Raw genomic sequence first — 24,870 nt, forward strand, 5'->3', positions numbered from 1 at the left:
TTGTTCCTTCAGGAAAACATCCCGTCGGTGTTCTTGGCCGCTCCGGACTCTCGCTCTCCGGCGCCTCACTCGCTGACTTGAAGAAAGTTACGCGGGTCGGACATGCAACGTCAAATCGCCTGGACAACAGCTGCTTACGCGTACATCAGTGCAGGTCAGCGCTGCGCTCGTGGCTCCGCATTCCGGGCCTGGGGACCACTTTCGCGAATTCGACCTGCTGTGATCACCAACACGGGCGGTCGTTGAGCGTGTCGTATTGACACCGGGTCATCCCGGACGGTCCGCAATACTGCCCATTTGTCGAGCTGTCCCCACCATTTGGACAGTTACCCTCCGTTCCCCTCCCCCATAGCGTCGGAGAATGACCACCGCACTCCTGTCCCAGTCTCGCTTCGTCACCGATTGCGTTGTGGTGCAACAAGGCTCACCGGGCTCGGGTGCCCAACGGGTGGGGGCCCTGCAATGGAGGCACGGCAGTACGGGTCGCCTCGAGATCGGTCATGACCTCGACCTCGCCACCGTGTCCGACACCCGGATGGTGGCTGAGCTCGAAGGACTGGTGCAGTGCGGTCTCCTCGAGGGCCGGCAGCAGTTCGAAGACGCGGCGACCGGCGTGATTCTCACCTGTGCCGACGACGCGGGCGACTGCTGGCGCGCTTTCTACGCCAATTCTCTGCGTGAGTTGTCGGCTGGCCGATCACCATTTGCACCCATTCACAAGCGAGCGCTCTCGCTCATCAGCGGATCGAGCCTCTTGGAGGTCGGTTGCTGTTTCGGATTCTTCGCGTTGCAGGCCGCCGCGGGTCACTGCGCCGACGTGTACGCGTGCGACATCTCGGCCGGGGCGGTGCGACTGCTCGACGAGGCCGCGCGGCAGCGCATATCGAATGTGCAGGTCGAGTGCGGTGACGCCCTCGCGCTCCCCTACCCGGATGACTTCGTCGACACGGTCACCCTGATCCACCTGCTCGAACATCTGCCCGGTGGTGCGGACATCGCCATCGCCGAGGCACTACGCGTGGCTCGCCGGCGGGTTGTGATCGCCGTTCCCTATGAGCAGGTCGCGAGCGCACACTTCGGCCATCACCACACACTCACCCCGCAGACGCTGACCCGGTGGGCAGAGACCGCCGGACAGCCGGACGCCCTGACGTTCTCCGACCACGGTGGCTGGCTCGTCCTGGCGGCTGATCACAACGGTCGCTAGATCAGGCCACGCTTACTGGCCGCGTACACCGCCTCCGTGCGCTTGGAGACGCCCAGTTTCCGAATGATGTTGCGAATGTGGAACTTAACGGTTGACGCGGAGATGAACAGCGTCTCTCCGATGCTCTTGTTGGAGCTGCCGTCGGCGAGCAGCCGCAAGACCTGTCGCTCCCGTTCGGTCAATGTCTCGGAGTGTCCTTGCCCGGTGACCGCGCGCAGCACCACAGCTGCGCTGCGCGAGTCGAAGGCGCTTTCTCCCCTCGACACAGACTTGATCGCCCGCACCAACTCGGTGGTGTCGATGTCTTTGACCACGTAACCCTTCGCGCCGCTGCGAACGGCACGGACCACCAGGTCGTCGTCGAGGAACGTGGTGAGAACCAGTGCCGCGACCGCTGGATGCCGCCGTGTCAACTCGCTGATCAGACGCAGGCCCTCATAGTCGGTGCCGGCTGTGAGCTTGAGGTCGACAACCATCACGTCGGGCGCGAATCTGGCTGCGCCTTCGAGCGCCTCGCCGACGGTATCGGCTTCTCCCACAACCGAAATGGAGCTCTCGCGTTCCAGGAGAGAGCGCATCCCCTCGCGCAGCAGCGCATGGTCGTCCACCAGCATGGTGCGGATCGGTCGTTTGCCCCCGGCAGGTGCGCGGTCGGTCACGTCCATCATCTGTCCACCCTGTCAGTTGTCGGAATCTCCACCACGATGCGTACGCCGCCGAGCCGGGAGCGGCGAATCCTCAGATCGCCACTGAGCTCTGCGGCCCGGGATCGCATGTTCGCGAGCCCGTGATGCCGTCCGGCCAGGTCACCCACGGTCGCGGCGCGCATCACCCGGCGCATGTACTCGGGGTCACCGGAGCCGTCGTCGTCGACGGTCAGACGGACGTCGCTCTCGGAGTAGAGGAGCACAACTCGAGCATTGGTTGCCTGGGCGTGCACCGCGGTGTTGAACAACGCCTCCCCTGCTATCCGCAAGATCGCGTGCTGGACATCGTGGGCCAGGTCTCGCTGACGGCCTATCACCCTGACATCGGTCCGGAGATCATCCGGCATGTGCATCGAACAGAGTTCATCCAGGATGGCGGCCAGGTCACCGGCACGATCGGAGGGAGCGTGATTGAGCGTGTAGATGACCGATCGCACCTGCTCCACGGCATCTTTGGTCAACTTCCCCGCCACGGCGAGGCGATCCGCGATCGCCGGGTCGGCATCGATGCGGCACACCTCGATCTGGACGCCGGCCGACAACACCGACTGTGCAACCGAGTCGTGGAGCTCTCGCGCGATACGTGCGCGCTCGGTGTTGAGGACCTCTTGGCGCATGGCCGCCGAGAGTTCGCGCTGAGTGCGTTCGAGTTCGGCGTTGCGCTCGGCCAGGTGTGCGGCGTGACGACGGCTCTCCTCGTACGCCTGCTCGGCGCGCACCAGCAGGTGCCGGCTCTCCTCGAACAGGGCCGCGTTCAGAAGCGCCACTGTGGCCTGACCTGCGAGAATCCGAAGAACCACCACGTCGGTCGGATCGATGGTGTGCGTCTGCGAGATCCACGCGGACAGTCCTCCGACGACCTCTCCGTTCAACTCGACCGGTACGTGAATGTGGTGGGCTTCGATGACCGGCCGGCCCAATCTCGTCATCTGGCCACGTAGGACGTCGTTGAGGCGGTTGAGCACTTCGTCGGGTAAGCCCACCGGTTTGCCCGCCGAACCCGCGCCTTCGAAGGCGTACACATCACCGTCCGCATCCATCATGAGGTGGCGCGGCCCCGTACGTTCGAGTCGACCATCGCTCAACGCAAAAAGAACCCATTGGGCCCCGAGATGCTCGCGCGCTGCGTCGAGCACCGACAACACCAGGGTCTCGGGTCCCTCCGCCGTGCGCACGAGCGCTCGGGAGATCCGTTCCAGCGCGCCCACCACGCGCGTCAGGCGTTGCTCGACACCCCTGAACTGCGCATAGTGGCTGCCTTTGACCGAACGTAGGCCGACCAGTGACTCCAGGTCACCCGGCCCAGGACCCGACGGCCGGCCCGTCACAGCGCCTCCCGGTACAGATCGGCGACGGTGGCCGCGTCCGGCTGGCGCGGATTGGTGGTCATGCACGAATCGGCCAGCGCGTGCGCGGAGAGCATCTCGATGTCCGCGCTGTTCACCCCGAGTGGCGACAGACTGGCCGGCATCCCGATCCGAAGGGCGAACTTCGAGACCTGATCGGCGAGCCGATCGGCCACACTCATCGGTGTTCCATGAGTGGACAGCCCCACTGCCTCCGCCAGATCGACGAAACCGTCGGCACACACATGGGCGTTGTAGCGGATGACGTGCGGCAGCAGCACCGAGTTGATGGCGCCGTGCGCAGCATCGCAATGCCCGCCGACAGGGTGGCTCATGGCGTGCGCCGCCCCGAGGATCGCATTGGTGAACGCCATGCCCGCCTCGAGTGAAGCGTGGGCCATGGCCACCGACGCCTCCGGATCGGCAGGGTTGTCGACCAGTCGTTCGAGATGACGCCAGGTGGTCGAAAGGGCCTGCAGCGCAAATGTATCCGTCATCCGACTATGGGCGATGGAAACGTAGGCCTCGATGCAATGGGTCAGCACATCCATTCCGCACTGGGCAGTGACCTCGGGTGGAACCGTGGCCAGCACCCGTGGGTCCACGACGGTGACGTCGGGGACCAAACCCCGGCCGATGATCGTGATCTTGGTGTGCCGCGCTGGGTCGTTGACGATGCAGAACTGGGACACATCCGAGCCACTGCCGGCGGTGGTCGGAATGGCCACCACCGGAGGCAACGGACGCGTTGCCCGGTCGATGCCTTCGTATTCGAGGATGTGGCCGCCGTTCGACGCCAAGATCGCGACGCCCTTGGCCGCGTCGATCACCGACCCGCCTCCGAGCGCGATGATCCCGTCGCCCCCGTGTCGTTTGTACTTCTCGAACGCCGCTGCGACTTCCTGGGCACGAGGATTGGGCGAGATACCGGTGAAACAATCCGAATGCAATCCGACCGACACGATCCTGTCCGACAACTCGTCGAACCACGGCGTGGCACGGATCTTCTGATCGGAGACCACCAGCGGCCGGCGCATCCCCAGTCGGGAAGCAGCAAGAGCGGCCTCGGCCAGCGCGCCGTCGCCGATGATCATCTCGGGAGCATGAAACTTCACGATCCGTGGGGACGGCATGCTGCGCATCATGATCCGATTCCTGTCCGTGGGTGGCAGCCGGTGACTCGGTCGCGCGCGCCGCACCCACGCTCGACCCTAGTGACCACGTGGCCTGCTCAACACGATTTCTGTCAACTGGTGTCCTGTCATCACCTCATGGTCGCTTTCCTGGTACCGCTCTCCGTCACGACAATGCCGTACCGATCTCGTCGGCACGTTCGAGAAGTTCTTCTGCATCGCGCGCCACGACCACGGCATCGCAATACTCGGCGTACTCGCCCATCCCGCAACCGGTCTGGCTCCAGTATCGGCGTGGCTCCGGAGTGACCCAGGCGAGTCGGTGCGTGCGGCGGCGCACTTCGCCGAGTAGGTCGGCCCGCGCAGCGAACCCGTTACCGCGGGCATCGCCGACAAACAAAACACTCGTACGAGCGTCGAGCACACCACCGTGTGTTGTCAGCAATCCGTCCAGGACGCTGCCGTAGTCGCTGGTGGCCGCAAGATCGAGGCCAGGAGCGGACAAGATCCGCGCCAGCGCATCATCTCCGGTGCCGACGAGCAGTGGAGTCGTGACATCGATCGGCTTGTCGACGAAGGCCAGGACCGTGCACCGGTCGGCGATGTGATGCAGGGACTGTGCCAGCCGGAGGATGAAGCCGGTGACCGGGCGCACCGACAAGGACACGTCCACCACGATGACCAGCCGCACTCGGCCCGCCACCAGCGTGCGCCGATAGAGGTCGACAGGGTCTCCATCGGTACGCAGCGCCGCGCGGAGGGTGTGCCGGATCGCCAGCCGGCCACGGCCCTTAGTCCGTGCGCGAGTACGCGGGGCACCTCGCATGCGTCGGACGATCCGGTGGCACGCCTGATCGATGTCTGCTCGGCTGATCGTCGGCGTCGTTGCGTCCCCGGGACGAGGTTCGTCTTCGGCGGCCGGCGCGTCCCGGGTGAGCGCCTCGACGAAAGACTCGATCGCGGCCATCAGGTGTTCGAGCTGAGCCGGATCGAGGTCGTCGGCGCCGGCGGTCCCGTAGACGCGCCGTGCGTCGTAGTCATCGAGCCGGTCCAACACGGCTTGCGCGTCCACGAGCGAGAGGATGCCCGACCGCACTCGCATCGGCGCCGACGAGAGGTCACCGGCTGTGGCCGATCCGGCATTGTCCACCTCGATCGTGTACGTGATACCACCCTGCGTGGAGCCCGAATCCGGGTCTACCGCAAGAGCTTCCGCGCCCGCCGAGACCGTGAAATCGTTCTCCTCGCGGTGCGCCGACTCACCATGGCGTTCACTTCGTTCGGGATCCGAGTCGAAAAGGTCGCCAACCTCTTCGGTGTGCTCGTCGGCCCCGACCATCCGGGCGGCGCCCTGCAGTTCGTCATCCCATTCGAACTCATCTGGCAATCCGCCGGGGGTCCCCCGCACGGTCGGCAGGGCTCCAGGGTCATCGACCGATGCGGGCCCGGTCACGAACAATGCGTTGAACACCGCGTCGAAGGCCGGTCGCTCGTAGTCGTACTTGACGGTGACCGCCTGCAGCGCAGGGCGCAACACCGACAGCTCTGATCCGTAGAGGGCCAGGACACGGCGGGCCTCGATCGTCTCGGCCGGCGACACCCGCACCCCTCGGCGCCGCAACATCCGTCCGAGCACGCCGGCAAGCACGTCTAGTACGGGATCGCGACCCGCGGTCATCGTCGGCCCGAGGACCGTGCCCGGCCGGCTCCGAAGGCTGCAGCCGTGACCGACCCTCTCGTTCCGCTGCCCGCGGCGGCGGGAGTCCCAGCAGTAGTGACGCCGTCTCGGGCATCGTCACCCGACAACTGCGCCTGAACGGTGTCGACGTCTGCGCCGAACTTGACGAGCAAGGACAGCAGCGCCCGCGTGTTCTCACCCGACACCCCGCCGAGCACCGACGCCGCCCGCGCCGCATCCACCACCTCAGCGATCGATGGACTCTTACGTAGCGGCATCGCCCGGAGCCGCCCGGCGAGCGCCACGACGTCCGCGACCGCAGACTCCTCGACCTCGGGCGCACGCGACGCCACGATCTCCCGCTCCCGTGCGGCATCCGGGTAGTCGACCGAGAAGTGAACGCACCGACGCTTGAGTGCCGCCGACAGCTCGCGGGTATCGTTCGAGGTCAGAACGATCCACGGCTGCGAGCGGGCGGTGAAGCTCCCCAGTTCGGGCACGGTCACCTGCTGTTCGGCCAGGACCTCCAGCATCACCGCCTCCATGGCCTCGTCCGTGCGGTCGACCTCGTCGATCAGCAACACAACGGGCTCAGGCGACAGGATCGCCTCCAGCAAGGGCCGGGCCACCAAGAAATCCTCGGTGAACACCCCGACATCTTCGCGGGCAAGCGCCGCCGACGCCGCGGCCAGGTCGGCATACCCTGCCAACTCGGTTGTGATGCGGTCCCGGAGCATCTGCACATGCAGGAGTTGGCGTGCGTAGTCCCATTCGTACAGCGCCCGGGAATCGTCGAGACCCTCGTAACACTGCAGGCGGACCAGTCGGCGTCCCGACGCTGCGGCCAGCGACTTGGCGAGTTCGGTTTTGCCGACGCCGGCCGGACCTTCCAGCATCAGCGGTCTGCCGAGCACGGTCGCCAGATGAACCACCACCGAGAGGTCGTGGTCGATGACATAACCGTTGCCACGCAACGCCTCCGCCAGAGCTTCCGGGCTGTCGAATGATGCTGCGTCCGAGTCGATCCGGGATTCGTACGCCAACTCCGTCATGGTGTCCTCTCTTGCTCGAATCCGGTGTCAGTACGAACCGCTGAAAGCGTGCGACACCATCGGGATCAGGGATTCGACAGTCGACTCGCGCGGGTTGCCCGGCGTGCACCAGTCCCCCATCATGTGTTCGGCGATCGCCTGGACCTGCTTGTCCGAGGTGTCCATCTTGTCGCCACGACCTTCGTACTTGCCTGTGTTCATCCGGTTCTTGTCGTAGCTGTCGATCCGCAGCTGACCGAAGTTGTCAGGGATGCCCAGATCCTTCGACAATCGGATGGCCTCCTCCACCGCGGCATCCGCTGCCTGAACCGTGGTCATCTTGGACGTGTCGACGCCCATCAACTTGGCGATCTCGGCATAGCGCTCGAAACGGGAGGGCAGGTTGTATTCCCACACCCGAGGCAATGCGATGGCGTTGTTCAAGCCGTGATGACTGTCGTAGAAGGCGCTGACCGCGTGCGACAGCGAATGCACCAGGCCCAGTCCGCCGGAGTTGAAGGCCTGCGCCGCGATGTACTGCGCATGCATCATGCCGGTCCGCGCTTCCAGATTCTTCGGATCGTAGACCGCCGTCCGTAGATGGTCGCGAATGAGCTCGATCGAGTACTTGGCATTGCCCAGCGACGGGGCGAAGTCGAGCCGCGACACGTAGGGCTCGCTGGCGTGGGCCAAGACATCGAACCCGCAGAATGCGGTGAAGTGTTGGGGGCATGTGTAGTACAGCAGCGGATCATCCATCGCGAGGTCGACGAGGCAGGTGTCGTCGAATGCCACCCATTTGTGTGGATTCGCCATGTCGGAGGTGTCGGTGATGACGTAAGCCCACGAGGTCTCCGAGCCGGTACCCGCCGTGGTGGAAACCGCGATGTGTTTGGGGTTCTCCTTGTTGGTCGCCTTGGAGAATCCCTCGAACTCGTTGATGTTGCGCCCGTCGTGGGCGATGACCATCCGGGCACCCTTTGCGGCGTCGTGGCTCGAACCGCCACCCACGGAGATGATCCCGTCGCATTTCTCCGACTGATAGAGCGCGGCGGCATCCATGCAGTTGTAGTCCTTGGGATTGGACTCCACCTGATCGAACAGCACCACGTCCACGCCCTGGTACTCGATCTTGCCGGTGAGTTCTTCGATGATGCCCGAGCCGCGGAGACCGGTTGTCATCAGCAGGACCCGCGACATACCCAGTTCCTTGGCCTCGACACCGATCATGTCGTGAGCGCCGACCCCCAGTTTCGCCTTGGGGAACGGGTGAAACTCCTTGATCGGGAATTCCCAGATCTGGTTGAGCTCGATGGCCATGGCGTGTATCTCCTTGTGCTGGGCGGAAACTGTTGCCTCACAAGGATGTTGCCCAGCTCACACCGGAAACAAGGTCACCTGACCCGCGCAGTGGGGGTTCATGTCCATCACGTCAGCACGGCGACCTGGCCATCAGGACAGGTCCACCGCTTCGGTCACTACTGCGGAAGCGGCTCGACCCGTTCGATCTGTGCGCCGAGGCTCCGCATGATCTCGACGAAGTCCGGATAGCCGCGGTCGATGTGGGACACATCGTGAACCTCCGTGACCCCATCGGCCACCAAGCCGGCCAGGACCAGGCCGGCTCCGGCACGGATGTCCGAACTCCAGACCGGCGCGCTCGACAGTCGTTCGATACCGCGGATCACGGCGTGATGGCCATCGGTGCGGGCGTCTGCACCCAGCCGGACCATTTCCTCGACGAAACGAAAGCGAGCCTCGAAGACGTTCTCAGTGATCACCGACATCCCGTCGCTGATCGACGCGAGGGCGATGGCCATCGGCTGCAGGTCGGTCGGAAATCCGGGGAACGGCAGAGTCGAGTAGTTCACGGCAACGGGCCGGCCGGACTGGGCGACCCTGAAGCCATTCTCGTATTGGGTGACCGTCGCGCCTGCCCCGGACAGCTTCGTGAGAACGAGCTGGAGATGTTGAGGGTCGACACCCCTGACCGCGATGTCGCCGCGGGTCATCACCGCTGCGATCGCCCACGTGGCGGCCACGATGCGGTCCCCGATGACCCGGTGGGTGACCGGTTGGAGACGGTCCACCCCCTCCACGGTCAGGGTTGACGTGCCCGCCCCGGAGATCTTGGCACCCATCTGCTGCAGCATGACGCACAGATCGACGATCTCGGGTTCACGCGCGGCGTTGTCGATCGTCGTCACGCCCTCGGCCAGCACCGCTGCCATGAGGATGTTCTCCGTGGCTCCGACAGACGGGAACTCCAGCGCGATCGGCGCGCCGATCAACGTGTCGGCCTCGGCGACCACACAACCGTGCTCGATGACACTGCGCGCACCGAGCAAGCGCAGCCCGTTCTGGTGCATGTCGAGTGGCCGGGAACCGATCGCGTCGCCGCCCGGTAGCGCGACCACAGCTCGACGGCATCTGGCGATCAGCGGCCCGAGAACACACACCGAGGCGCGGAACTGCTTCACCGCGTCGAAGTCCGCGTGGAACTTGGGCTCGGCCGGGGTGTCGATGACCACGGTGTCGCCCGAATGGCTCACCGACGCTCCGAGTCCGCGCAGGACCTCGGCCATCAGAGGGACATCGAGGATCTGCGGGCAGTTGGTGATGGTTGTGGTGCCTTCCGCCAACAGGGCAGCTGCCATCAGCTTCAGCACGCTGTTCTTGGCGCCCACGACCTCGACCTCACCGGTCAGCCGCGCGCCCCCCGTCACCAGAAAACGATCATCCACGACACGTAGCCTAAGCGACCGGTCGCAGCGCGACCCCGACGGCCCGCCACTTGTCCAAGCCCTCCCCGAAATAGACACCCGGAAGTATCTCCGTCGAGACCGAAATCGCGAATTTCGTTGCGCGGTCGCTGTTTTCCCCACTCGGAACACCGAACGATCGCTCCCTCCGCACCAGCAGATACATCAGGACAAAGGTCACCGTGTCCGTTGCCCATGCCGTCATCGACCGCGCCGACGGGTAGATTTCATCCATGGCTGTACACCTGACCCGCATCTACACCCGAACCGGAGACAACGGCGAAACCGGGTTGAGCGACTTCTCCCGAGTGTCGAAGAACGACCCGAGGGTGATCGCCTACGCAGACTGTGACGAGGCAAATGCCGCGATCGGGGCAGCTCTGGCTCTCGGCAACCCGGACCCGGAGATCGCGGAGATCCTCACGCGCGTGCAGAACGATCTGTTCGATGCCGGCGCCGACCTCTCGACACCGGTCGTTCCGGATCCGAAGTACCCCCCGCTGCGCCTGCTACAGAGCTACATCGACGATCTCGAGGTGTGGTGCGACCACTACACCGACAAGCTGGAACCGCTCAATTCGTTCATCCTGCCGGGCGGCAGTCCGCTGAGCGCGCTGTTGCATGTGGCCCGAACCGTCACACGACGGGCGGAGAGGTCCGCGTGGGCTGCCATCGACGCTCACCCCGATCAGACGAGCGCGTTGCCGGCCAAGTATCTGAACAGGTTGTCCGACTTGCTCTTCATATTGTCAAGGGTCGCCAACCCGGGCGGAGACGTGCTCTGGCAGCCGGGCGAGCAGCGAAGCCGCGCCAAATCTGGAACGGGAAACGACCAGTAGGTCGGAGATCAGCGGCGGCGCTCGCGGCCAGTGCGTTCGGCACGCTGAGACGGGCGGGATTCGAGCCAGGATTGAAAGGCTGTGACGGCGCCGCCGTCGAGCGCAAGCTCAAACGCGCCGTCCCGGTCGGCGAGTTCGAGGATCACCATGTCGTCGTCCATCACGTCGGCCTCGGACGGCGTGGGCCCGCGGCGTCCTTTGGACACGACAACTTGACGCAAAACCAGGCGGTTGGGGCCGGGACGCATGCTGCGGAGCCGGAAGTACTCCATCGCGTTGTCGTCATAACGCACCACGCCATGCCGCCACGCTCGACCGTCATCAGCGGGGAGTTCGCGCAACAGCGCAGAAGTACCCGCGCCGCGCAGCTGATTGATGCGATAAAAAACGTAGAACATCGCCAAGGTGACCAGTACCAACACCGCAAGGGCAATCAGATTCCAGTGCACAACCGACACCTCCTTCTGCCCCCGCTAGAAAAACACCCGGTCCCCGCAAACTCCTCGAAGTTCGCGGGGACCGGGGAAACGGCTAGCCGTCCAGATGGTCCCCTGGTCACCAGGATGCCATCCGATCGACGATCTACTTCACGTGGCCCAGCTCTTCGACCGCACGCAGCCGAGACTGCGCACGGATGTAACGCTCGCTGCCCTCTTCTTCCGACTCCAGAACGGAACGTTCTGCGTCGGCGTCGACCTCGTCTGCCCACTCGGCAGACTCGGCGAGGACGGTGACGGTCTCACCGGTGACCGACAGGAAACCACCCTGCACGGCCGCGACTTTGCGTTGACCGCCTTCTTCCTCGATCAACACGAAACCGCCTTCGACCAATTGTCCCAGCAACGGCTCGTGATTGGCGAGGACACCCAGCTCACCTTCGGTGGTCTGAGCGATCACGAAGGTCGCCTCACCCGAGTACAGCCGCGTGTCCGCCGAGACGACCTCGATGTGAAATGCGGTGTCAGCCATGGATTTCGGTCACTTCCCAGAGATTCGTGCGGCAGCAGCCTCGACGTCATCGAGACCACCACAGCTGTTGAACGCCTGCTCGGGCAGGTGATCGAACTCACCCTTGGCGACCCGGTCGAATGCCTCGATCGTGTCGGCAAGCGAGACAACCGAACCCTTCTGACCGGTGAACTTCTCGGCGACCAAGAAGTTCTGACCGAGGAACTTCTGGATGCGACGAGCGCGCTGGACGGTGACCTTGTCCTCTTCGGACAGCTCATCCATACCGAGGATGGCGATGATGTCCTGCAGTTCCTTGTACTTCTGGAGGATCCGCTTGACCTCGTTGGCGACGCGGAAGTGCTCGTCTCCGACGATCGAGGCCTCCAGGATCCGCGAGGTCGACGTCAGCGGATCCACCGCCGGGTAGATACCCAGCTGCGAGATCGGACGGGACAACTCGGTGGTGGCGTCGAGGTGCGCGAACGTGGTGGCCGGCGCCGGGTCGGTGTAGTCGTCGGCGGGCACGTAGATCGCCTGCAGCGAGGTGATCGAGTTACCACGCGTCGAGGTGATGCGCTCCTGGAGCTCACCCATCTCGTCGGCCAGGGTCGGCTGGTAACCAACGGCAGACGGCATACGGCCGAGCAGCGTGGAGACCTCGGAACCGGCCTGCGTGAACCGGAAGATGTTGTCGATGAAGAGCAACACGTCCTGGTTCTTGACGTCGCGGAAGTACTCCGCCATCGTCAGCGCGGACAGGGCCACGCGCATACGCGTGCCCGGCGGCTCGTCCATCTGTCCGAACACCAAGGCGGTGTCCTGGAGAACGCCCATCTCCTCCATCTCGAGGTGGAGGTCGGTGCCCTCACGGGTGCGCTCACCGACGCCGGCGAACACCGAGGTGCCGGAGAACTCGCGAGCGATACGGGTGATCATCTCCTGGATGAGGACGGTCTTGCCGACACCGGCACCACCGAACAGACCGATCTTTCCGCCCTTGACGTACGGGGTGAGAAGGTCGATGACCTTGATGCCCGTTTCCAGGATCTCGGTCTTGCCCTCGAGCTGATCGAAGGCTGGTGGCTTACGGTGAATGCCCCACTGCTCGCCGTCGCGACCGAGCCCCGGTGTGTCGAGGCAGTCGCCGAGAGCGTTGAAGACGTGTCCCTTGACCACGTCACCAACAGGCACCGAGATCGGCTTGGTGGTGTCGGAGACCTCGGTACCCCGGGTCAAGCCGTCGGTCGGCTGCATCGAGATGGTGCGGACAAGATTGTCACCGAGGTGCTGAGCGACCTCGAGCGTCAACTTCTTGGCCACCGAGGGCAGCGTGATCTCGGCGTGAAGGGCATTGAAAAGCTCGGGCACTGCGCCACGCGGGAACTCCACGTCGACGACAGGTCCGATGACTCGTACGACCCGGCCGGTCACCGAGTCTGCGGTCGAACCCGAGACGGATTCGGTTACAGCTGTGGTCATGTTGTCTCTTCCTCTTTGTCGGTGCGCGGGTGGTGATCCGCGACCGCCTTTGGCTTGTTGCTGCTAGTTCGCGAGCGCGTTTGCGCCGCCGACGATCTCGCTGATCTCCTGGGTGATCTGTGCCTGCCGCAGCTGGTTTGCCTCGCGCGACAGGTTGGTCACCAACTCTTCGGCGTTGTCGGTGGCGGCCTTCATCGCGGTACGACGGGCGGCCGACTCCGATGCCGACGAATCGAGCAGGGCCGCGTACACGCGCGTTGCCACATACTTCGGCAGCAGTGCCGAGAGCAACGTCTCCGCACCGGGCTCGAACGTGTAGTTGCGCGCCGGCGTGGACGACTCGTCGTCGTCGCTCTCCGACACCACAAGCGGTGCGATCCTGCGAACCTCAGGCGACTGGTTGAGCATGCTCACGAACTTGGTGTACACCAGGTGCAGTTCGTCGACGCCTTCGATCTTGCCGCCGTCGAGCCCGTCGATCTCCGTGCCCGAGCCGGCAGCGAACAGGTCCACCAAATGGTCGGTGGCTTCCGCCGCGTTGTGATACTCAGGCTGCTGCGAGAACCCCGTCCACGAGCCGGCGACGTTGACCCCGCGGAAGGAGAAGTAGCCGAGGCCCTTCTGTCCGGTGATGAACAAAACCGTCTCTTTGCCCTCGTCCTCGAGCAACTCCAGCAGTTGCCGGGTTTCACGCAAGACGTTGGAGTTGTACGCACCGCACATACCGCGGTCACTGGTCACCACCAACACCGCTGCGCGTTTCGGGTTCTCCCGGGCGACGAGCAACGGATGGTCGAGCGTGCCGGCTCCGGAAGCGAGCTCCGAGAGCACCGCGGTCATCTCCTGCGAGTACGGCTTGGCGGCCGCCACCCGCGACTGCGCCTTGACGATGCGCGAGGTCGCGATGAGTTCCTGGGCTTTGGTGATCTTCTTCGTCGACTGGACTGACCGGATGCGTGAGCGCAGATCACGAATACTTGCCATGGGCGTGTCTCACACTCCTTTCGGTTTGGTCATGGATTGTCGAATCATCTGCCCTAGGACTTCCGGACCTTGATTTCTTCGTTGTTGACTTCGTCGGCCGCGAGAGCGCCCGGATCTTCCTCATTGACCGATCCGGGGCCGTCGCTGGCGAGGAACGACTTCTTGTACTTGTCGGCCGCGGCCTTGAGTGCCTCTGCCTGATCGTCGGACAGAGCCTTCCCGCCCGCGATCGAGTCGTAGACGCCCTTGGCACCGTGGTGCAGGTGATTGAGGAGCTCGCCCTCGTACCGGCGCACGTCGTCGACGGCAACCGAGTCGTAGTGGCCCTCACCCGCGAGGTAGATCGAGACGATCTGGTCCTCGACGGACACCGGGGAGTACTGGTCCTGCTTGAGCAGCTCCACCCAGCGAGCACCGCGGGCCAGCTGGGCCTTGGATGCGTCGTCGAGGTCCGAGGCGAAAGCCGAGAAGGCCTCCAGCTCACGGAACTGCGCAAGCTCCAGACGGAGCGAACCCGAGACCTTCTTCAGACCCTTGGTCTGCGCTGCACCACCGACACGAGACACCGAGGTTCCCACGTTGATCGCGGGGCGGACGCCCTTGTTGAAGAGGTCCGACTCGAGGAAGACCTGACCGTCGGTGATCGAGATGACGTTGGTCGGGATGAACGCCGAGACGTCGTTGGCCTTGGTCTCGATGATCGGGAGACCGGTCATCGATCCGCCACCGAGCTCGTCGGACAGCTTTGCGCAACGTTCGAGCAGACGGGAGTGCAAGTAGAAGACGTCACCCGGGTATGCCTCGCGGCCCGGCGGGCGACGCAGCAGCAGCGAGATGGCGCGGTAGGCCTCGGCCTGCTTGGAGAGATCATCGAACACGATGAGGACGTGCTTGCCCTGGTACATCCAGTGCTGGCCGATGGCCGAACCGGTGTACGGGGCCAGCCACTTGAATCCGGCCGAGTCAGATGCGGGAGCCGCGACGATGGTGGTGTACTCCATCGCGCCGGCCTCGTCGAGCGCGGACTTGACGCCCGCGATGGTCGAACCCTTCTGGCCGATCGCCACGTAGATGCAACGCACCTGCTTGGTCGGGTCACCGGTCTCCCAGTTCGCCTTCTGGTTCAGGATCGCGTCGATGCAAACAGCGGTTTTGCCGGTCTTACGGTCGCCGATGATCAGCTGACGCTGGCCGCGGCCGATGGCGGTCATCGCGTCGATGGCCTTGATGCCGGTCGCGAGCGACTCCTCGACGGGCTGACGCTCGAGGACCGATGCCGCCTGGAGCTCCAGCACGCGCTTCTCGTCCGATTCGATCTCGCCCTGGCCGTCGATGGGCTGACCCAGCGGGTTCACCACACGGCCGAGGAAGTTGTCGCCGACCGGGACAGACAGCACGTCGCCGGTGCGGCTGACCTGCTGGCCTTCTTCGATCTCGTCGTATGCACCGAGGATGACAGCACCGACCTCGTCCTCGTCGAGGTTGAGGGCCACGCCCAGAACCCCGCCCGAGAACTCGAGCAGTTCGTTCGCCATCGCGCCCGGCAGGCCGCTCACGTGGGCGATACCGTCCGAGGTGTCGGCGACTACGCCGACTTCTTCGCGCGATGCCTCGGCCTGGAATGACGAGACGTACTGCTCGATCGCTCCCTTGATCTCGTCGGATGAGATCGTCAACTCCGCCATGAGTACTCGTTCCTTGCTTTCGTTTTCGCTTGTGGTCTAAGTGTGCCCGCGCCGGAGTGTGTCCGGTCGGGTGTCGCGCCCGTCGGGCTAACTCGGCAAGGTCTCGCTCGCCTTGGCCAGTCGGCTGGCCACGTCACCCTCGATGACTTCGTCGGCAACGATGACCTTGAAACCGCCGAGCAACTGCTCGTCGATCTCGATCTGCACCGACATGTCGCGTCCGTAGATCCGCCCCAGCACTGTGCTGAGCCGCTCGATCTGCGCATCGGTCGGCAGTGCCGCCGCGATGACGTGTGCAACCGACTCTCCGCGTCGAGCAGCAGCCAGTTCGGCGATGCCTGACACGGTGACGTCGATCGGCTGATGTCCGCGCTGCAACTGCACAGCCTGTCGGACCAACGCTCCGGTCTCGTCCGTGACCTTTCCGCCGATGACCCTGTCGAGCAACTGCAACCGGCCCTCGGCAGGTGCATTCGAGTCGGACAGCAGTCGCGACAGATCAGGTTCTGCCAGCAGCAACCGACCCAGCCGGAACAGTTCGTCCTCGACCTCGCCGATCTTGCCGCTGCGGTCGGCGACCGTCAGCAGCGCGAGCCGGGCGAGCCGCTCGAGTGCGGTGAGGAAGTCAGCGGTGGCCGACCATTTCGCATCGACAGCGGACTTGACGATGTCGAGGGTGGTGTCGGACACCTTCCCCGACAGGATCGAATCGACCAGCGAAGCCTTGTGCTGCGCCTCGTCGGTGGACTCAGCCAGGTGCTTGCGCAGAACCGGGTTGGCCGCGAGAAGGATTGCGACCGAACCGAGTTCGTCACCGATCGTTCGTAGCTGCTCGACATCCGCCGAGCCGGTCTTCTCGTCGAACGTGCGTGCCAGGGTGCGTACCGAGTCACGGCTCGCCGCCCGCATCGAGTGGGTGCCGATTGCCTCACCGGTGGATGTGGACTCCGGAGCGACACCGCCTTCGGCGGCCATCTGCTCCAGCTCTGCCAGAACCCTGTCAAAGGAATCCTGCTTGGCCTTCGGGTCCTCGAGGTGCTCACGCACCAGGTTTCCGGCGACGTCGAGTGAGGCCAGCCCCAGTTCGCCACGCAGCTGACGGATCAGTGCCTGGCGGTTGAGGGCGACCTGCGCCTTGCCGTGCTCGGTGATGCGCTTGACCTCGGAGTCGGCTTGATTACGCATCTGTTCCGCGATCGCCTGAGCGTCACCGCGTGCCTCTTCACGGATCTGGCTCGCCTCTGCCCTGGCCTGCTCGAGTGCTGTGGCGTGAGCATCTTTCGCCTCGGCGAGCCGGGCCTTGGCCTGCTCGCTCTCGGCGACCTGCGTGGCGATCGTTTCCTTCTGCGCCGCAACGGATTTACGCAGCGGCGGAAGAACGTATCGGATGAAAACGAAGACAACGACGGCAAAGCCGACGAGTTGTCCGATGAAAATATCCACTGGTCAGTTCACCGTCCCGGTCTTTTCGCCCTCGGTCGCGGAGACACGATCGAGGGATGCCGACAACTTCGGGTCCGACGAGACGTCGAATCCGAGTACTCGGCTGGCCAGCCCGGAGGACAGCCTGCCCAGTTCCGCGCGGGCCTCCGCCGCAGCCCGCTGCCCTTCGGCGGCCAACTGTTCGGAGGTGTCGCGCTGAACCGCGTCCGACTCCTCGGTTGCCCGCCGCCTCATCTCCTCGAGGTTCTCGTTGCCCTTGGCACGAGCCTCGTCGCGGATGCCGGTCGCCTCGACGCGGGCGCCCTTCATGGCGGATCGGTATTCCGATTCGGCATCCTCGAAACTCTTGGCCGCGGCCTTGTTGTCCTCGTTGGTCTTCGAGACCAGTGCCTCACGTTCTTCGAGGACCTGGCGGATCGGCGGAACGATGAACTTGCCGAGCACCACCAGCACGATGATGAAGATCAAGAGGACAACGAAGAACGTGCCGTTGGGTATGAGGAAATTCTCTGCGGCGAGATCCATGGTGTCGTTTTACCTGTTTCCCGAAATTATTCGGCGCTGATCGGGGTGGCGAAGACGAACAACGCCATGAAGGCCAGGTTGATGAAGTACGCAGCCTCGACCAGACCGACGGTGATGAAGAACGGAGTGAACAGGCGGCTCTGCGCTTCTGGCTGACGCGCGATGCCTGCGATCAGCTGCGCACCGGCCAGACCGTCACCGATACCGGCGCCAATAGCGCCGCCGGCCATGATCAGACCGCCGCCGATCAGTGCGCCCATGCCAATCATTGGATCCATTTACTTTTCCCTTTCGGTGGTACTGACAATCGGATTGCCAGGTCTTATGGCCCCGCCGGCATCGCACCGGCAAGGGGTCGTGCTAGTGGTGCTCGTCCTCCAGCTCCATTGACTGGCTGAAGTACAAGATGGTCAGCAGGGTGAAGATGAACGCCTGAATGAGGCCGACGAAGAGGTCGAACATCTTCCAGATCGAGTTGGGGGCCCACATGATGTAGGCGGGGAAGATCGCGATCAGCGAAACCATCACGCCGCCGGCGAACATGTTGCCGAAAAGACGGAGTGAGAGTGAGACGGGCTTCGCGATCTCCTCGATGATGTTGATCGGGGCCAGGCCGATGGCGTGACCCTTGATCAGGGCCTTGGGATGGCCGAGGAAGCCGCGACGCTTGACGCCGGCCGCGTGGTACGCGACGAAGACGAACAAAGCGAGCGCGTAGACGAAGTTCGCATCGGAGGCCGGCGGTTTGAGCCACTCCCCGGTGCCTCCGCCTTCCTTGCCGTACTGGACCGGCAGCACCGAGATCCAGTTGGCGACCAGGATGAAGATGAACAGCGTCACGGCCAGTGGCAGCAGGAACGGCGCGACGCGCATGCCGATCGAGCTCTCGACCTGGCCGCGCATCTGGGAGGTGAGGGTTTCGAAGAACAGCTGTACCGGGTTGGGAACACCCGACGTCATCTTGGCCCGCACGTAGAAGGCCAAGCCGAGCACGACCAGGGCCGCAAAAGCGGTCCCGATGATGGTGTCCAGGTTGAAGGTCATCCCGAACAGATCGACGTGGGTGTGGTGCCCGACCTCGATCTCTGCCTCGGCGAGATACGACGTATCTGTCATGACTGGGTACGAAGTCCTTTCATCACTGGAATAACCGTGTTGAGAACCAGGATCACCTGACACAGCGCGAGTCCGAACATCACGCCCAGACCGTCCGGCCTGGCGAGGAACGCCACCACGAGAGCGACGATCGTCAGGAGCGCCAGACGCAGGGCGGAGTTGATCGCGATCGGCCGCTTGCGCGGATTCTCTTCAGCGGTGATTCCTTGCACATACAACTGCACGAGCTTGGCATTGGCCAGACTCAGGGCCAATCCGACGAACATCCAGATACCGAACATGACGTGGCCCAAGTAGGCGCTTGCGGCCACTGCGACGACGACCAGCAATCCACTCAGGATTGCGGGGCGCACCAAACTCAGCGGGACATCCGGGAATACCGGCGCCGAGTCGGAGCTTGACGTCGTCATGCACCTCTCCTCAAGGGTCCAGCGGGTTCGCTAGCTCTGGGGGCAGCCTGGTAGAGCCGTGCCCGTCGATCTGGAACATGATCGGGGCGACAGCTCATCGATCCCTGTGACCATATCAACACTGTCGTGGCCTGCCACCAGGGGGTGCATTGACCGCGATTGCGGCTCTCACCTTGGTGATTCGGCTACTACAGACGATAGTACTACGTCGCATCGCATACCCGAAATGTCCGGGTTAGGTTGCACTTCGTCCCAGATTACTGGACACGGTTCCACCGGCCGCCACCCGGTCAGGCAGATGCGCCCTGGCGGTGTCGTCGACGAAGGCGCGGGACTATGGTAGCGACCATCGCGAGGACCAGTCCGGCTGCCAGGACCGGTACCACCACCGACACCGAGAAGAACGTGCTCGCAGCCGCCCCGAAGGCCAGGAGTCCGACCCAGAGGTAGATGAGCAGCACCACGCGCCTGTGCGAGTGACCGATCTCCAGCAGTCGATGGTGCAGGTGCATCTTGTCCGGTGTGTAGAAGCCGACACCCGCCCTGGTCCTCCGTACGACCGCCATCAGCATGTCGAGCATCGGGATGAACATGACGGCCGCCACCAGGATGATCGGCGAGAGCAACGTGAACACATCGGCGGGGCCGTAGGCGTTGGTGGCCACCCTGCCCGATGCGCTGGTCGAGGCCGTGGCCAGCATCAGCCCGATGAGCATCGAGCCGGAATCGCCCATGAAGATGCGGGCGGGCTGAAAGTTGTGCGGCAGGAAACCGAGGCATGCGCCGGCGAGAATCGCCGAGATGAGGGCCGGTGGGTAGTAACTGACGTCGCCCCCCTGGTCTCGGAGCAGACCCAGCGAGAAGACGCAGATCGCCAACGACGCGATGAGCGCCAGACCGGCGGCGAGCCCGTCGAGGCCATCGACGAAGTTCATCGCGTTGACCGTTGCCACGGTGACCGCGATCGTGAGCAATCCCGCCTGGAGTGGGTCCAGCACCACCGTGCCGATGTCGCCGAACGGGACGTACAGCAGATACCAGCTCACACCCATGATCACCAGGACACCGGCAGCGGTCAGCTGGCCGACGAACTTGGTCAAGGCGTCTATCCCCCAGCGGTCGTCGATGATTCCGACGAGCACGATGACCCCACCGGCGACGACAACGGCGTTCATGTCGTCGGTGTATGCGAAACCCCTTGTCAGAGCGGGTAACTCGCCGGCCAGAGCCATCCCGGCGAGCACACCGATGTACATGCCGACACCGCCGAGACGCGGCGTGGGAATCGCGTGGACATCCCGGGTCCGCGGAACGGCCACCGCACCAGTGCGCGTGGCGATGACCCGCACGACACCGGTGGCGAGATAAGTGATGACCGCGGCGGCGAGCCCGACGAGCATCAGCTCCCGCAGCGGGACGCCTGCACCACTGCTCGTGAGGCCGGACTGCGCTGCGATCAGCACACCACTGCTCTCAAGGGAACTCGAATAGGCCGCGAACACGGGTCAACGCTACTAGCGCGGGCTCGAAAAGCACGCAAGCGGTCGACCTGACCCGCCAGCGAGATCGAGCCGACTCAGCTCCGCAGGCTCTCGACTCCGGTGCCCAGCACCTCGGCGATCTGCTCGGCACTGATCGCACCCTCGCGCAGAATCTTGGGACTGACGTCCGTGAGGTCGACGATGGTCGACGGCATCGCCTTCTCGGCCGGTCCACCATCGAGGTAGACGGCAACCGACTCCCCCAGTTGCTCCCGGGCCTCGGCGGCGGTGGTCGCCGGCGGTCGGCCGGAGATGTTCGCGCTGGAGACGGCCATGGGCCCGACCTCCCGAAGGATCTCGATGGCCACCGGGTGCAGCGGCATCCGCAGCATCACCGTGCCCCGCGTGTCACCCAGATCCCAGGCCAGCGAGGGAGCCTGGTGGACCACCAGACTCAGGCCGCCGGGCCAGAACGCCCGGGTCAGTTCCCTCGCCGTCGACGACACGGACAACACCAGGCCGTCGATGGTGCTCCACGAACCGACCAGCACGGGCACGGGCATGTCCCTGCCCCGCCCTTTGGCGGCCAGGAGGTTGTTGACCGATTCGGAATCGAAAGCGTCGCAACCCAACCCGTACAACGTGTCGGTGGGCAGGACGATCAGGCGGCCACCTTTGGCGGCGCCGACGGCGGCCCGGATACCGGCCGTTCGAGAATGGGGATCGTTGCAGTCGAACGTGGTGCTCACGGGTCCCATCCTTGCATGGTCCCCCTGGCCCACATCCGCGACGTACCCGCCGGTCAGATGCGGCGGGACGTCGTCGTTCTGGTGGCGGTGACAAAACGCGGCCGTCCGGCCAGATCGTGGTTCTGGACGATCGAATCGAACCGGCCATCGGCGGTCAGCACCTCGATCACCGCCTGCCCCGTGCTGTCGTCGTGCTCGATGGCCACTTCGCCACCCGCCTCGAGGAGCTGGGCGACGGTGGCGATCATCGGACCGATGACCGACATCCCGTCCGCTCCCCCGAACAGTGCGAGGGGCGGATCGTGGTCGACCACCTCGACCGGCAATTCGGCTGTCTCGGGTATGTAGGGCGGGTTGGCGACCACGACATCAGCCCTGATCCCGGTCAGAACGGCCGGGTCCCGAACGTCGCCCTGATGCACCTCGACTCGATCCGCAACCTGATCGGACATCCGCGAGAGGTTCCGGTGAAGCCATCGGAGTGGCTCGTCGGCAATCTCTACGGCGTGCACCACGGCGTTGCGCCGAGCATCCGCGATGGACAACGCGAGTGCACCGCTTCCGCTGCACAGATCGACCACCACCGGTTCGGCAACGTCGGCAATCGCCTCCAGTGCCCACGACAGCAGCGCCTCGGTTTCCATCCGGGGTATGAACACCCCGGGGCCGACCTCAAGGTCGACCATGCCGAACTGGACGTGACCGATGATGTGCTGCAAGGGCTCACGCGCGCGCCGCCGGTCGATCATCGCGCGGTACGTGTCGGCCTGCTCCTGCGTCAGCTCGTCGACCGTGACGAGGCCGCCCACGGATGTGCCGGCCACGTGAGCCAGCAGAAGCGCTGCGTCCACGTCTGGGCTGGGGACGCCTGCGGCGGCCAGTTCGGCCGTCGCGGCCCTGCGATGTTCGCGCGCGTTCACTCCGCCTCGAGGCGGGCCTGGCGATCGGCGGCTCGGAGGGCGTCGAGGAGTGCGTCCATGTCGCCTGCGAGAACGGCGTCGAGGTTGCTGGCCTTGTAACCGATCCGGTGGTCGGTGATGCGATTCTCCGGAAAGTTGTAGGTGCGGATCCGCTCAGAACGATCAACTGTCCGCACCTGCGCCGCCCGTCCTTCCGACGCCTCCGAGTTGGCTGCCTCCTCGGCCGCCGCCTGCAGGCGTGCAGCGAGGACCTGCATCGCGCGGGCCTTGTTCTGCAATTGCGATCGTTCGTTCTGACAGGTCACGACGATCCCGGTGGGCAAGTGGGTGATCCGGACCGCGGAGTCGGTGGTGTTCACGCCCTGTCCACCCTTGCCCGAACTGCGGTACACGTCGATGCGGAGATCCGAATCGTCGATCTGCACCTGCTCGACCTCATCGGGTTCGGGATAGATCAGCACGCCGGCAGCCGAGGTGTGGATACGCCCCTGCGACTCCGTGACCGGCACACGCTGGACGCGGTGTACGCCACCCTCGAACTTCAGTCGCGCCCACACACCGTCCGGACCGTCGCCTCTCGACTTGATCGAGATGGTGACGTCCTTGTACCCGCCGAGATCGGACTCGGTGAGTCCGAGGGTCTGGGCCTTCCAGCCGTGCCGTTCGCAGTACTTGAGGTACATCCGCGCCAGATCCGAGGCGAACAGGGCCGACTCCTCGCCGCCTGCGCCCGATTTGATCTCCAGCACCACGTCGTCGCCGTCGTGGGGATCGCGCGGCGACAACAGGTCGGTGAGGGTGGCGTCGAGATCGGCGGCGGTCTTCTCCAGCTCGGGTATCTCGGCCGCAAATGCCGGGTCGTCCGCGGCGAGTTCGCGTGCCGCCTGCAGATCGTCCTGTGCTGCTTGAAGTTTGGTGTACGTGGCCATGATCGGCGCGAGTTCGGAGAAGCGCTTGCCCACGCGGCGCGCTGCAGCGGGGTCGTCGTGCAGCGAAGGGTCGGAGAGCTGCGACTGCAAGCCCGCATGCTCGGCGAGAATGTCGTCGATCGCGGACGGCTCGGGGCTGCTCATGACCTGTTCCTACTCGAGAAGTTGTGACCGGCGGGCGTGACGTCAACCGGGTGATTCGACGAAAACGGCGTCTGACCTGCCGTGAAGGCAGACCAGACGCCGGACGATCAAGCTATTTCTCGGCTGCAGCGTCTTTCTTCGCCGGACGCTTGCCGTAACGCTTCTCGAAGCGTGCGACGCGGCCACCGGTGTCGAGAATCTTCTGCTTGCCCGTGTAGAACGGGTGGCACTGCGAGCAGACCTCGACGTTGATCCGACCGTTGTCCTTGGTGGAACGGGTCTGGAAGGTGTTCCCGCAGCCGCAGACCACAGTGGTCTCGACGTACTCGGGGTGGATTCCTTGCTTCATTCTGGTGTCCCTTTCAATGGTCGCCGGGTCACCTTCGCGGATCGAAGGTGTGAACCGGAACCGGACTCGACCGTTCAGTATGCCAGAGCCGCCACCACGTCAGCGAATCGCTAACATTCAAGCGATCGAGGGCGGGCATACATCCTCGGCACGATCAGTGGAACGACCTGACAATCGTTTTCATTCCGCGACATCCTCTACGGCAGGCAGATCCATGACACGGGCAACACACCTCGCGACTGCAGCAACTGTGCTGGTCTTCGGCCTGGCAGCCTGCACATTCGAGCGGTCCGGCGATCCGGTCGCCGCGTCAGCGGACTCCGAGGCGTCCGCGAGCTTCCGCCCGTCTGCCGACAATCCGGATCCGACCGACGACATCGAAGGCGTCGAGAAGCAGTACTTCCCCGCTGCTCTTCATGTGGTTCCCACCGATCGCGTCCGTTACTCGTTCAGCCCGCCCATCGGTGGCCGACACGATGCTGTTTGGGCCGCCTGCACCGGGGTGGTCTACAACGCGGGCATCCGTTCGGAAAACGCCGTGCACTCGCTCGAACACGGAGCGGTCTGGCTCACCTACAACCCGGAAGACCTCGACGCCGAGGCCGTGGAATCGCTGGCGGAGCGCGTCGACGGAGTCGACTACACGATGCTGTCGCCCTACCCCGGTCTCGACCGGCCGGTGTCGGTGCAGTCGTGGGGGCATCAGCTCAAGGTCGACGATGCCGACGACCCACGTATCGACCAATTCATCACCGCGACGAAACAGAACATCCAGAGCGGTGTCTACCCGGAAGCCCCAGAAGAGACCGGCTACCCCGAACCGGGGGCCACGTGCGCGGCGTCCGGCGCGTTCGATCAGCTCGATCCCCCACCGTTCGATCCACGCCCCGGCACCCTGCCGGAGAACTGAGCACTGCCACCACGCACGAACCCACCCACCCGTTCGGCCCGCCCTGTGACGGGTGGTCCCACGGGATCAGGTGGGTTCGGTGGCTGCGAGCC

General features: G+C 64.5%; 26 protein-coding genes. 3 read left to right on the forward strand and 23 right to left on the reverse strand.

From position 1 onward, the window contains the following. The first annotated feature begins 361 nt into the window (after positions 1–361). Positions 362–1,207, forward strand: a complete 846-nt coding sequence (gene mftM, locus ACVWY6_RS24155; protein WP_457541461.1) for a mycofactocin oligosaccharide methyltransferase MftM — start codon at positions 362–364, stop codon at positions 1,205–1,207. Here the strand turns inward: mftM and ACVWY6_RS24160 are convergent. The 8 genes from ACVWY6_RS24160 to ACVWY6_RS24195 form a co-directional block, all read right to left on the reverse strand. Further along, entirely contained in the window at positions 1,204–1,872 is a 669-nt protein-coding gene (locus ACVWY6_RS24160; protein ID WP_023957923.1) for a MadR family response regulator transcription factor, read from the reverse strand. The two genes, mftM and ACVWY6_RS24160, sit on opposite strands and share 4 nt — an antisense overlap. After that, a complete protein-coding gene (locus tag ACVWY6_RS24165) occupies positions 1,872–3,242 on the reverse strand; it encodes a MadS family sensor histidine kinase (protein ID WP_457541463.1) in 1,371 nt (456 codons plus the stop codon). Before ACVWY6_RS24165 ends, ACVWY6_RS24160 begins: the two co-directional genes overlap by 1 nt. Beyond that, a complete protein-coding gene (locus ACVWY6_RS24170) occupies positions 3,239–4,405 on the reverse strand; it encodes an iron-containing alcohol dehydrogenase (protein ID WP_457541465.1) in 1,167 nt (388 codons plus the stop codon). Before ACVWY6_RS24170 ends, ACVWY6_RS24165 begins: the two co-directional genes overlap by 4 nt. A gap of 154 nt (positions 4,406–4,559) precedes the next feature. Further along, a complete protein-coding gene (gene madC, locus ACVWY6_RS24175) occupies positions 4,560–6,071 on the reverse strand; it encodes a MadC family VWA domain-containing protein (RefSeq protein WP_457541467.1) in 1,512 nt (503 codons plus the stop codon). Next, positions 6,068–7,123 carry a MadB family AAA-type ATPase gene (locus tag ACVWY6_RS24180; protein WP_457541469.1) on the reverse strand — a complete coding sequence of 352 codons (1,056 nt, stop codon included), beginning with the start codon at positions 7,121–7,123 and terminating at the stop codon, positions 6,068–6,070. The genes madC and ACVWY6_RS24180 overlap by 4 nt, the downstream gene beginning before the upstream one ends. A gap of 27 nt (positions 7,124–7,150) precedes the next feature. After that, complete coding sequence (mdo, locus tag ACVWY6_RS24185) at positions 7,151–8,422, reverse strand: NDMA-dependent methanol dehydrogenase (protein ID WP_023957913.1); 1,272 nt, start codon at positions 8,420–8,422, stop codon at positions 7,151–7,153. 158 nt (positions 8,423–8,580) lie between these two features. Continuing rightward, on the reverse strand, positions 8,581–9,846 hold the full coding sequence (gene murA, locus ACVWY6_RS24190; protein ID WP_023957911.1) for a UDP-N-acetylglucosamine 1-carboxyvinyltransferase: 1,266 nt from the start codon (positions 9,844–9,846) through the stop codon (positions 8,581–8,583). A gap of 10 nt (positions 9,847–9,856) precedes the next feature. After that, on the reverse strand, positions 9,857–10,099 hold the full coding sequence (locus ACVWY6_RS24195) for a hypothetical protein (protein WP_457541472.1): 243 nt from the start codon (positions 10,097–10,099) through the stop codon (positions 9,857–9,859). Between ACVWY6_RS24195 and ACVWY6_RS24200 the strand changes: the two genes are divergently transcribed. Then, a complete protein-coding gene (locus ACVWY6_RS24200) occupies positions 10,098–10,703 on the forward strand; it encodes a cob(I)yrinic acid a,c-diamide adenosyltransferase (protein WP_457541474.1) in 606 nt (201 codons plus the stop codon). The genes ACVWY6_RS24195 and ACVWY6_RS24200 overlap by 2 nt on opposite strands. 8 nt (positions 10,704–10,711) lie before the next feature. Here ACVWY6_RS24200 and ACVWY6_RS24205 read toward each other — a convergent pair whose 3' ends face one another. The 15 genes from ACVWY6_RS24205 to rpmE all read right to left on the reverse strand — a co-directional run bounded on the left by ACVWY6_RS24205 (position 10,712) and on the right by rpmE (position 23,868). Beyond that, complete coding sequence (locus ACVWY6_RS24205) at positions 10,712–11,152, reverse strand: DUF2550 domain-containing protein (protein WP_051406508.1); 441 nt, start codon at positions 11,150–11,152, stop codon at positions 10,712–10,714. 133 nt (positions 11,153–11,285) lie between these two features. Continuing rightward, the gene (locus ACVWY6_RS24210; RefSeq protein ID WP_023957903.1) at positions 11,286–11,672 is read right to left on the reverse strand and encodes a F0F1 ATP synthase subunit epsilon; all 387 of its coding nucleotides are present in this window, start codon (positions 11,670–11,672) and stop codon (positions 11,286–11,288) included. A gap of 9 nt (positions 11,673–11,681) precedes the next feature. Beyond that, positions 11,682–13,133, reverse strand: coding sequence for a F0F1 ATP synthase subunit beta (gene atpD, locus ACVWY6_RS24215; protein WP_023957901.1), 1,452 nt, complete (start codon positions 13,131–13,133; stop codon positions 11,682–11,684). A 63-nt stretch (positions 13,134–13,196) separates the two neighbouring features. After that, positions 13,197–14,117, reverse strand: coding sequence for a F0F1 ATP synthase subunit gamma (locus ACVWY6_RS24220; RefSeq protein WP_030174335.1), 921 nt, complete (start codon positions 14,115–14,117; stop codon positions 13,197–13,199). Between the two features lie 53 nt (positions 14,118–14,170). Then, the gene (atpA, locus tag ACVWY6_RS24225) at positions 14,171–15,802 is read right to left on the reverse strand and encodes a F0F1 ATP synthase subunit alpha (protein ID WP_023957897.1); all 1,632 of its coding nucleotides are present in this window, start codon (positions 15,800–15,802) and stop codon (positions 14,171–14,173) included. Positions 15,803–15,889: 87 nt separating this feature from the next. Beyond that, a complete protein-coding gene (locus ACVWY6_RS24230) occupies positions 15,890–17,245 on the reverse strand; it encodes a F0F1 ATP synthase subunit B/delta (protein ID WP_023957894.1) in 1,356 nt (451 codons plus the stop codon). Positions 17,246–17,248: 3 nt separating this feature from the next. After that, a complete protein-coding gene (locus ACVWY6_RS24235; protein ID WP_023957892.1) occupies positions 17,249–17,770 on the reverse strand; it encodes a F0F1 ATP synthase subunit B in 522 nt (173 codons plus the stop codon). 26 nt (positions 17,771–17,796) lie between these two features. Beyond that, on the reverse strand, positions 17,797–18,048 hold the full coding sequence (locus tag ACVWY6_RS24240; protein ID WP_023957890.1) for a F0F1 ATP synthase subunit C: 252 nt from the start codon (positions 18,046–18,048) through the stop codon (positions 17,797–17,799). 82 nt (positions 18,049–18,130) lie between these two features. After that, positions 18,131–18,886 (reverse strand): F0F1 ATP synthase subunit A, encoded by a 756-nt coding sequence (atpB, locus tag ACVWY6_RS24245; RefSeq protein ID WP_023957889.1) that lies wholly within the window; start codon positions 18,884–18,886, stop codon positions 18,131–18,133. Further along, positions 18,883–19,296, reverse strand: a complete 414-nt coding sequence (locus ACVWY6_RS24250) for an ATP synthase subunit I (RefSeq protein WP_023957887.1) — start codon at positions 19,294–19,296, stop codon at positions 18,883–18,885. Before ACVWY6_RS24250 ends, atpB begins: the two co-directional genes overlap by 4 nt. A gap of 290 nt (positions 19,297–19,586) precedes the next feature. Continuing rightward, positions 19,587–20,759 (reverse strand): glycosyltransferase family 4 protein, encoded by a 1,173-nt coding sequence (locus ACVWY6_RS24255; RefSeq protein WP_232232976.1) that lies wholly within the window; start codon positions 20,757–20,759, stop codon positions 19,587–19,589. Positions 20,760–20,872: 113 nt separating this feature from the next. Continuing rightward, on the reverse strand, positions 20,873–21,526 hold the full coding sequence (locus tag ACVWY6_RS24260; RefSeq protein WP_030174324.1) for an L-threonylcarbamoyladenylate synthase: 654 nt from the start codon (positions 21,524–21,526) through the stop codon (positions 20,873–20,875). A 53-nt stretch (positions 21,527–21,579) separates the two neighbouring features. Beyond that, entirely contained in the window at positions 21,580–22,446 is an 867-nt protein-coding gene (gene prmC, locus ACVWY6_RS24265; RefSeq protein ID WP_457541479.1) for a peptide chain release factor N(5)-glutamine methyltransferase, read from the reverse strand. Continuing rightward, on the reverse strand, positions 22,443–23,519 hold the full coding sequence (prfA, locus tag ACVWY6_RS24270) for a peptide chain release factor 1 (RefSeq protein ID WP_062800231.1): 1,077 nt from the start codon (positions 23,517–23,519) through the stop codon (positions 22,443–22,445). The genes prmC and prfA overlap by 4 nt, the downstream gene beginning before the upstream one ends. 112 nt (positions 23,520–23,631) lie before the next feature. Continuing rightward, positions 23,632–23,868 (reverse strand): 50S ribosomal protein L31, encoded by a 237-nt coding sequence (gene rpmE, locus ACVWY6_RS24275; protein ID WP_023957876.1) that lies wholly within the window; start codon positions 23,866–23,868, stop codon positions 23,632–23,634. A gap of 214 nt (positions 23,869–24,082) precedes the next feature. On the opposite strand from rpmE, the gene ACVWY6_RS24280 reads away from it, so the two are divergent. Beyond that, entirely contained in the window at positions 24,083–24,778 is a 696-nt protein-coding gene (locus ACVWY6_RS24280) for a DUF3105 domain-containing protein (RefSeq protein ID WP_457541481.1), read from the forward strand. Positions 24,779–24,870 lie beyond the last annotated feature (92 nt).

This window comes from Williamsia sp. R60 (assembly GCF_054063855.1).

What these genes read in the sequence shown, in the direction of transcription:
- ACVWY6_RS24170 (WP_457541465.1), bottom strand. Translation starts at nt 4,405, where the DNA reads ATGATGCGCAGCATGCCGTCCCCACGGATCGTGAAGTTTCATGCTCCC.
- ACVWY6_RS24250 (WP_023957887.1), bottom strand. Translation starts at nt 19,296, where the DNA reads ATGACGACGTCAAGCTCCGACTCGGCGCCGGTATTCCCGGATGTCCCG.
- mdo (WP_023957913.1), bottom strand. Translation starts at nt 8,422, where the DNA reads ATGGCCATCGAGCTCAACCAGATCTGGGAATTCCCGATCAAGGAGTTT.
- atpA (WP_023957897.1), bottom strand. Translation starts at nt 15,802, where the DNA reads ATGGCGGAGTTGACGATCTCATCCGACGAGATCAAGGGAGCGATCGAG.
- prfA (WP_062800231.1), bottom strand. Translation starts at nt 23,519, where the DNA reads ATGAGCAGCCCCGAGCCGTCCGCGATCGACGACATTCTCGCCGAGCAT.
- ACVWY6_RS24235 (WP_023957892.1), bottom strand. Translation starts at nt 17,770, where the DNA reads ATGGATCTCGCCGCAGAGAATTTCCTCATACCCAACGGCACGTTCTTC.
- atpD (WP_023957901.1), bottom strand. Translation starts at nt 13,133, where the DNA reads ATGACCACAGCTGTAACCGAATCCGTCTCGGGTTCGACCGCAGACTCG.
- ACVWY6_RS24160 (WP_023957923.1), bottom strand. Translation starts at nt 1,872, where the DNA reads ATGGACGTGACCGACCGCGCACCTGCCGGGGGCAAACGACCGATCCGC.
- ACVWY6_RS24220 (WP_030174335.1), bottom strand. Translation starts at nt 14,117, where the DNA reads ATGGCAAGTATTCGTGATCTGCGCTCACGCATCCGGTCAGTCCAGTCG.
- rpmE (WP_023957876.1), bottom strand. Translation starts at nt 23,868, where the DNA reads ATGAAGCAAGGAATCCACCCCGAGTACGTCGAGACCACTGTGGTCTGC.
- ACVWY6_RS24240 (WP_023957890.1), bottom strand. Translation starts at nt 18,048, where the DNA reads ATGGATCCAATGATTGGCATGGGCGCACTGATCGGCGGCGGTCTGATC.
- ACVWY6_RS24210 (WP_023957903.1), bottom strand. Translation starts at nt 11,672, where the DNA reads ATGGCTGACACCGCATTTCACATCGAGGTCGTCTCGGCGGACACGCGG.
- atpB (WP_023957889.1), bottom strand. Translation starts at nt 18,886, where the DNA reads ATGACAGATACGTCGTATCTCGCCGAGGCAGAGATCGAGGTCGGGCAC.
- ACVWY6_RS24195 (WP_457541472.1), bottom strand. Translation starts at nt 10,099, where the DNA reads ATGGATGAAATCTACCCGTCGGCGCGGTCGATGACGGCATGGGCAACG.
- ACVWY6_RS24200 (WP_457541474.1), top strand. Translation starts at nt 10,098, where the DNA reads ATGGCTGTACACCTGACCCGCATCTACACCCGAACCGGAGACAACGGC.
- madC (WP_457541467.1), bottom strand. Translation starts at nt 6,071, where the DNA reads ATGACCGCGGGTCGCGATCCCGTACTAGACGTGCTTGCCGGCGTGCTC.
- ACVWY6_RS24280 (WP_457541481.1), top strand. Translation starts at nt 24,083, where the DNA reads ATGACACGGGCAACACACCTCGCGACTGCAGCAACTGTGCTGGTCTTC.
- mftM (WP_457541461.1), top strand. Translation starts at nt 362, where the DNA reads ATGACCACCGCACTCCTGTCCCAGTCTCGCTTCGTCACCGATTGCGTT.
- ACVWY6_RS24180 (WP_457541469.1), bottom strand. Translation starts at nt 7,123, where the DNA reads ATGACGGAGTTGGCGTACGAATCCCGGATCGACTCGGACGCAGCATCA.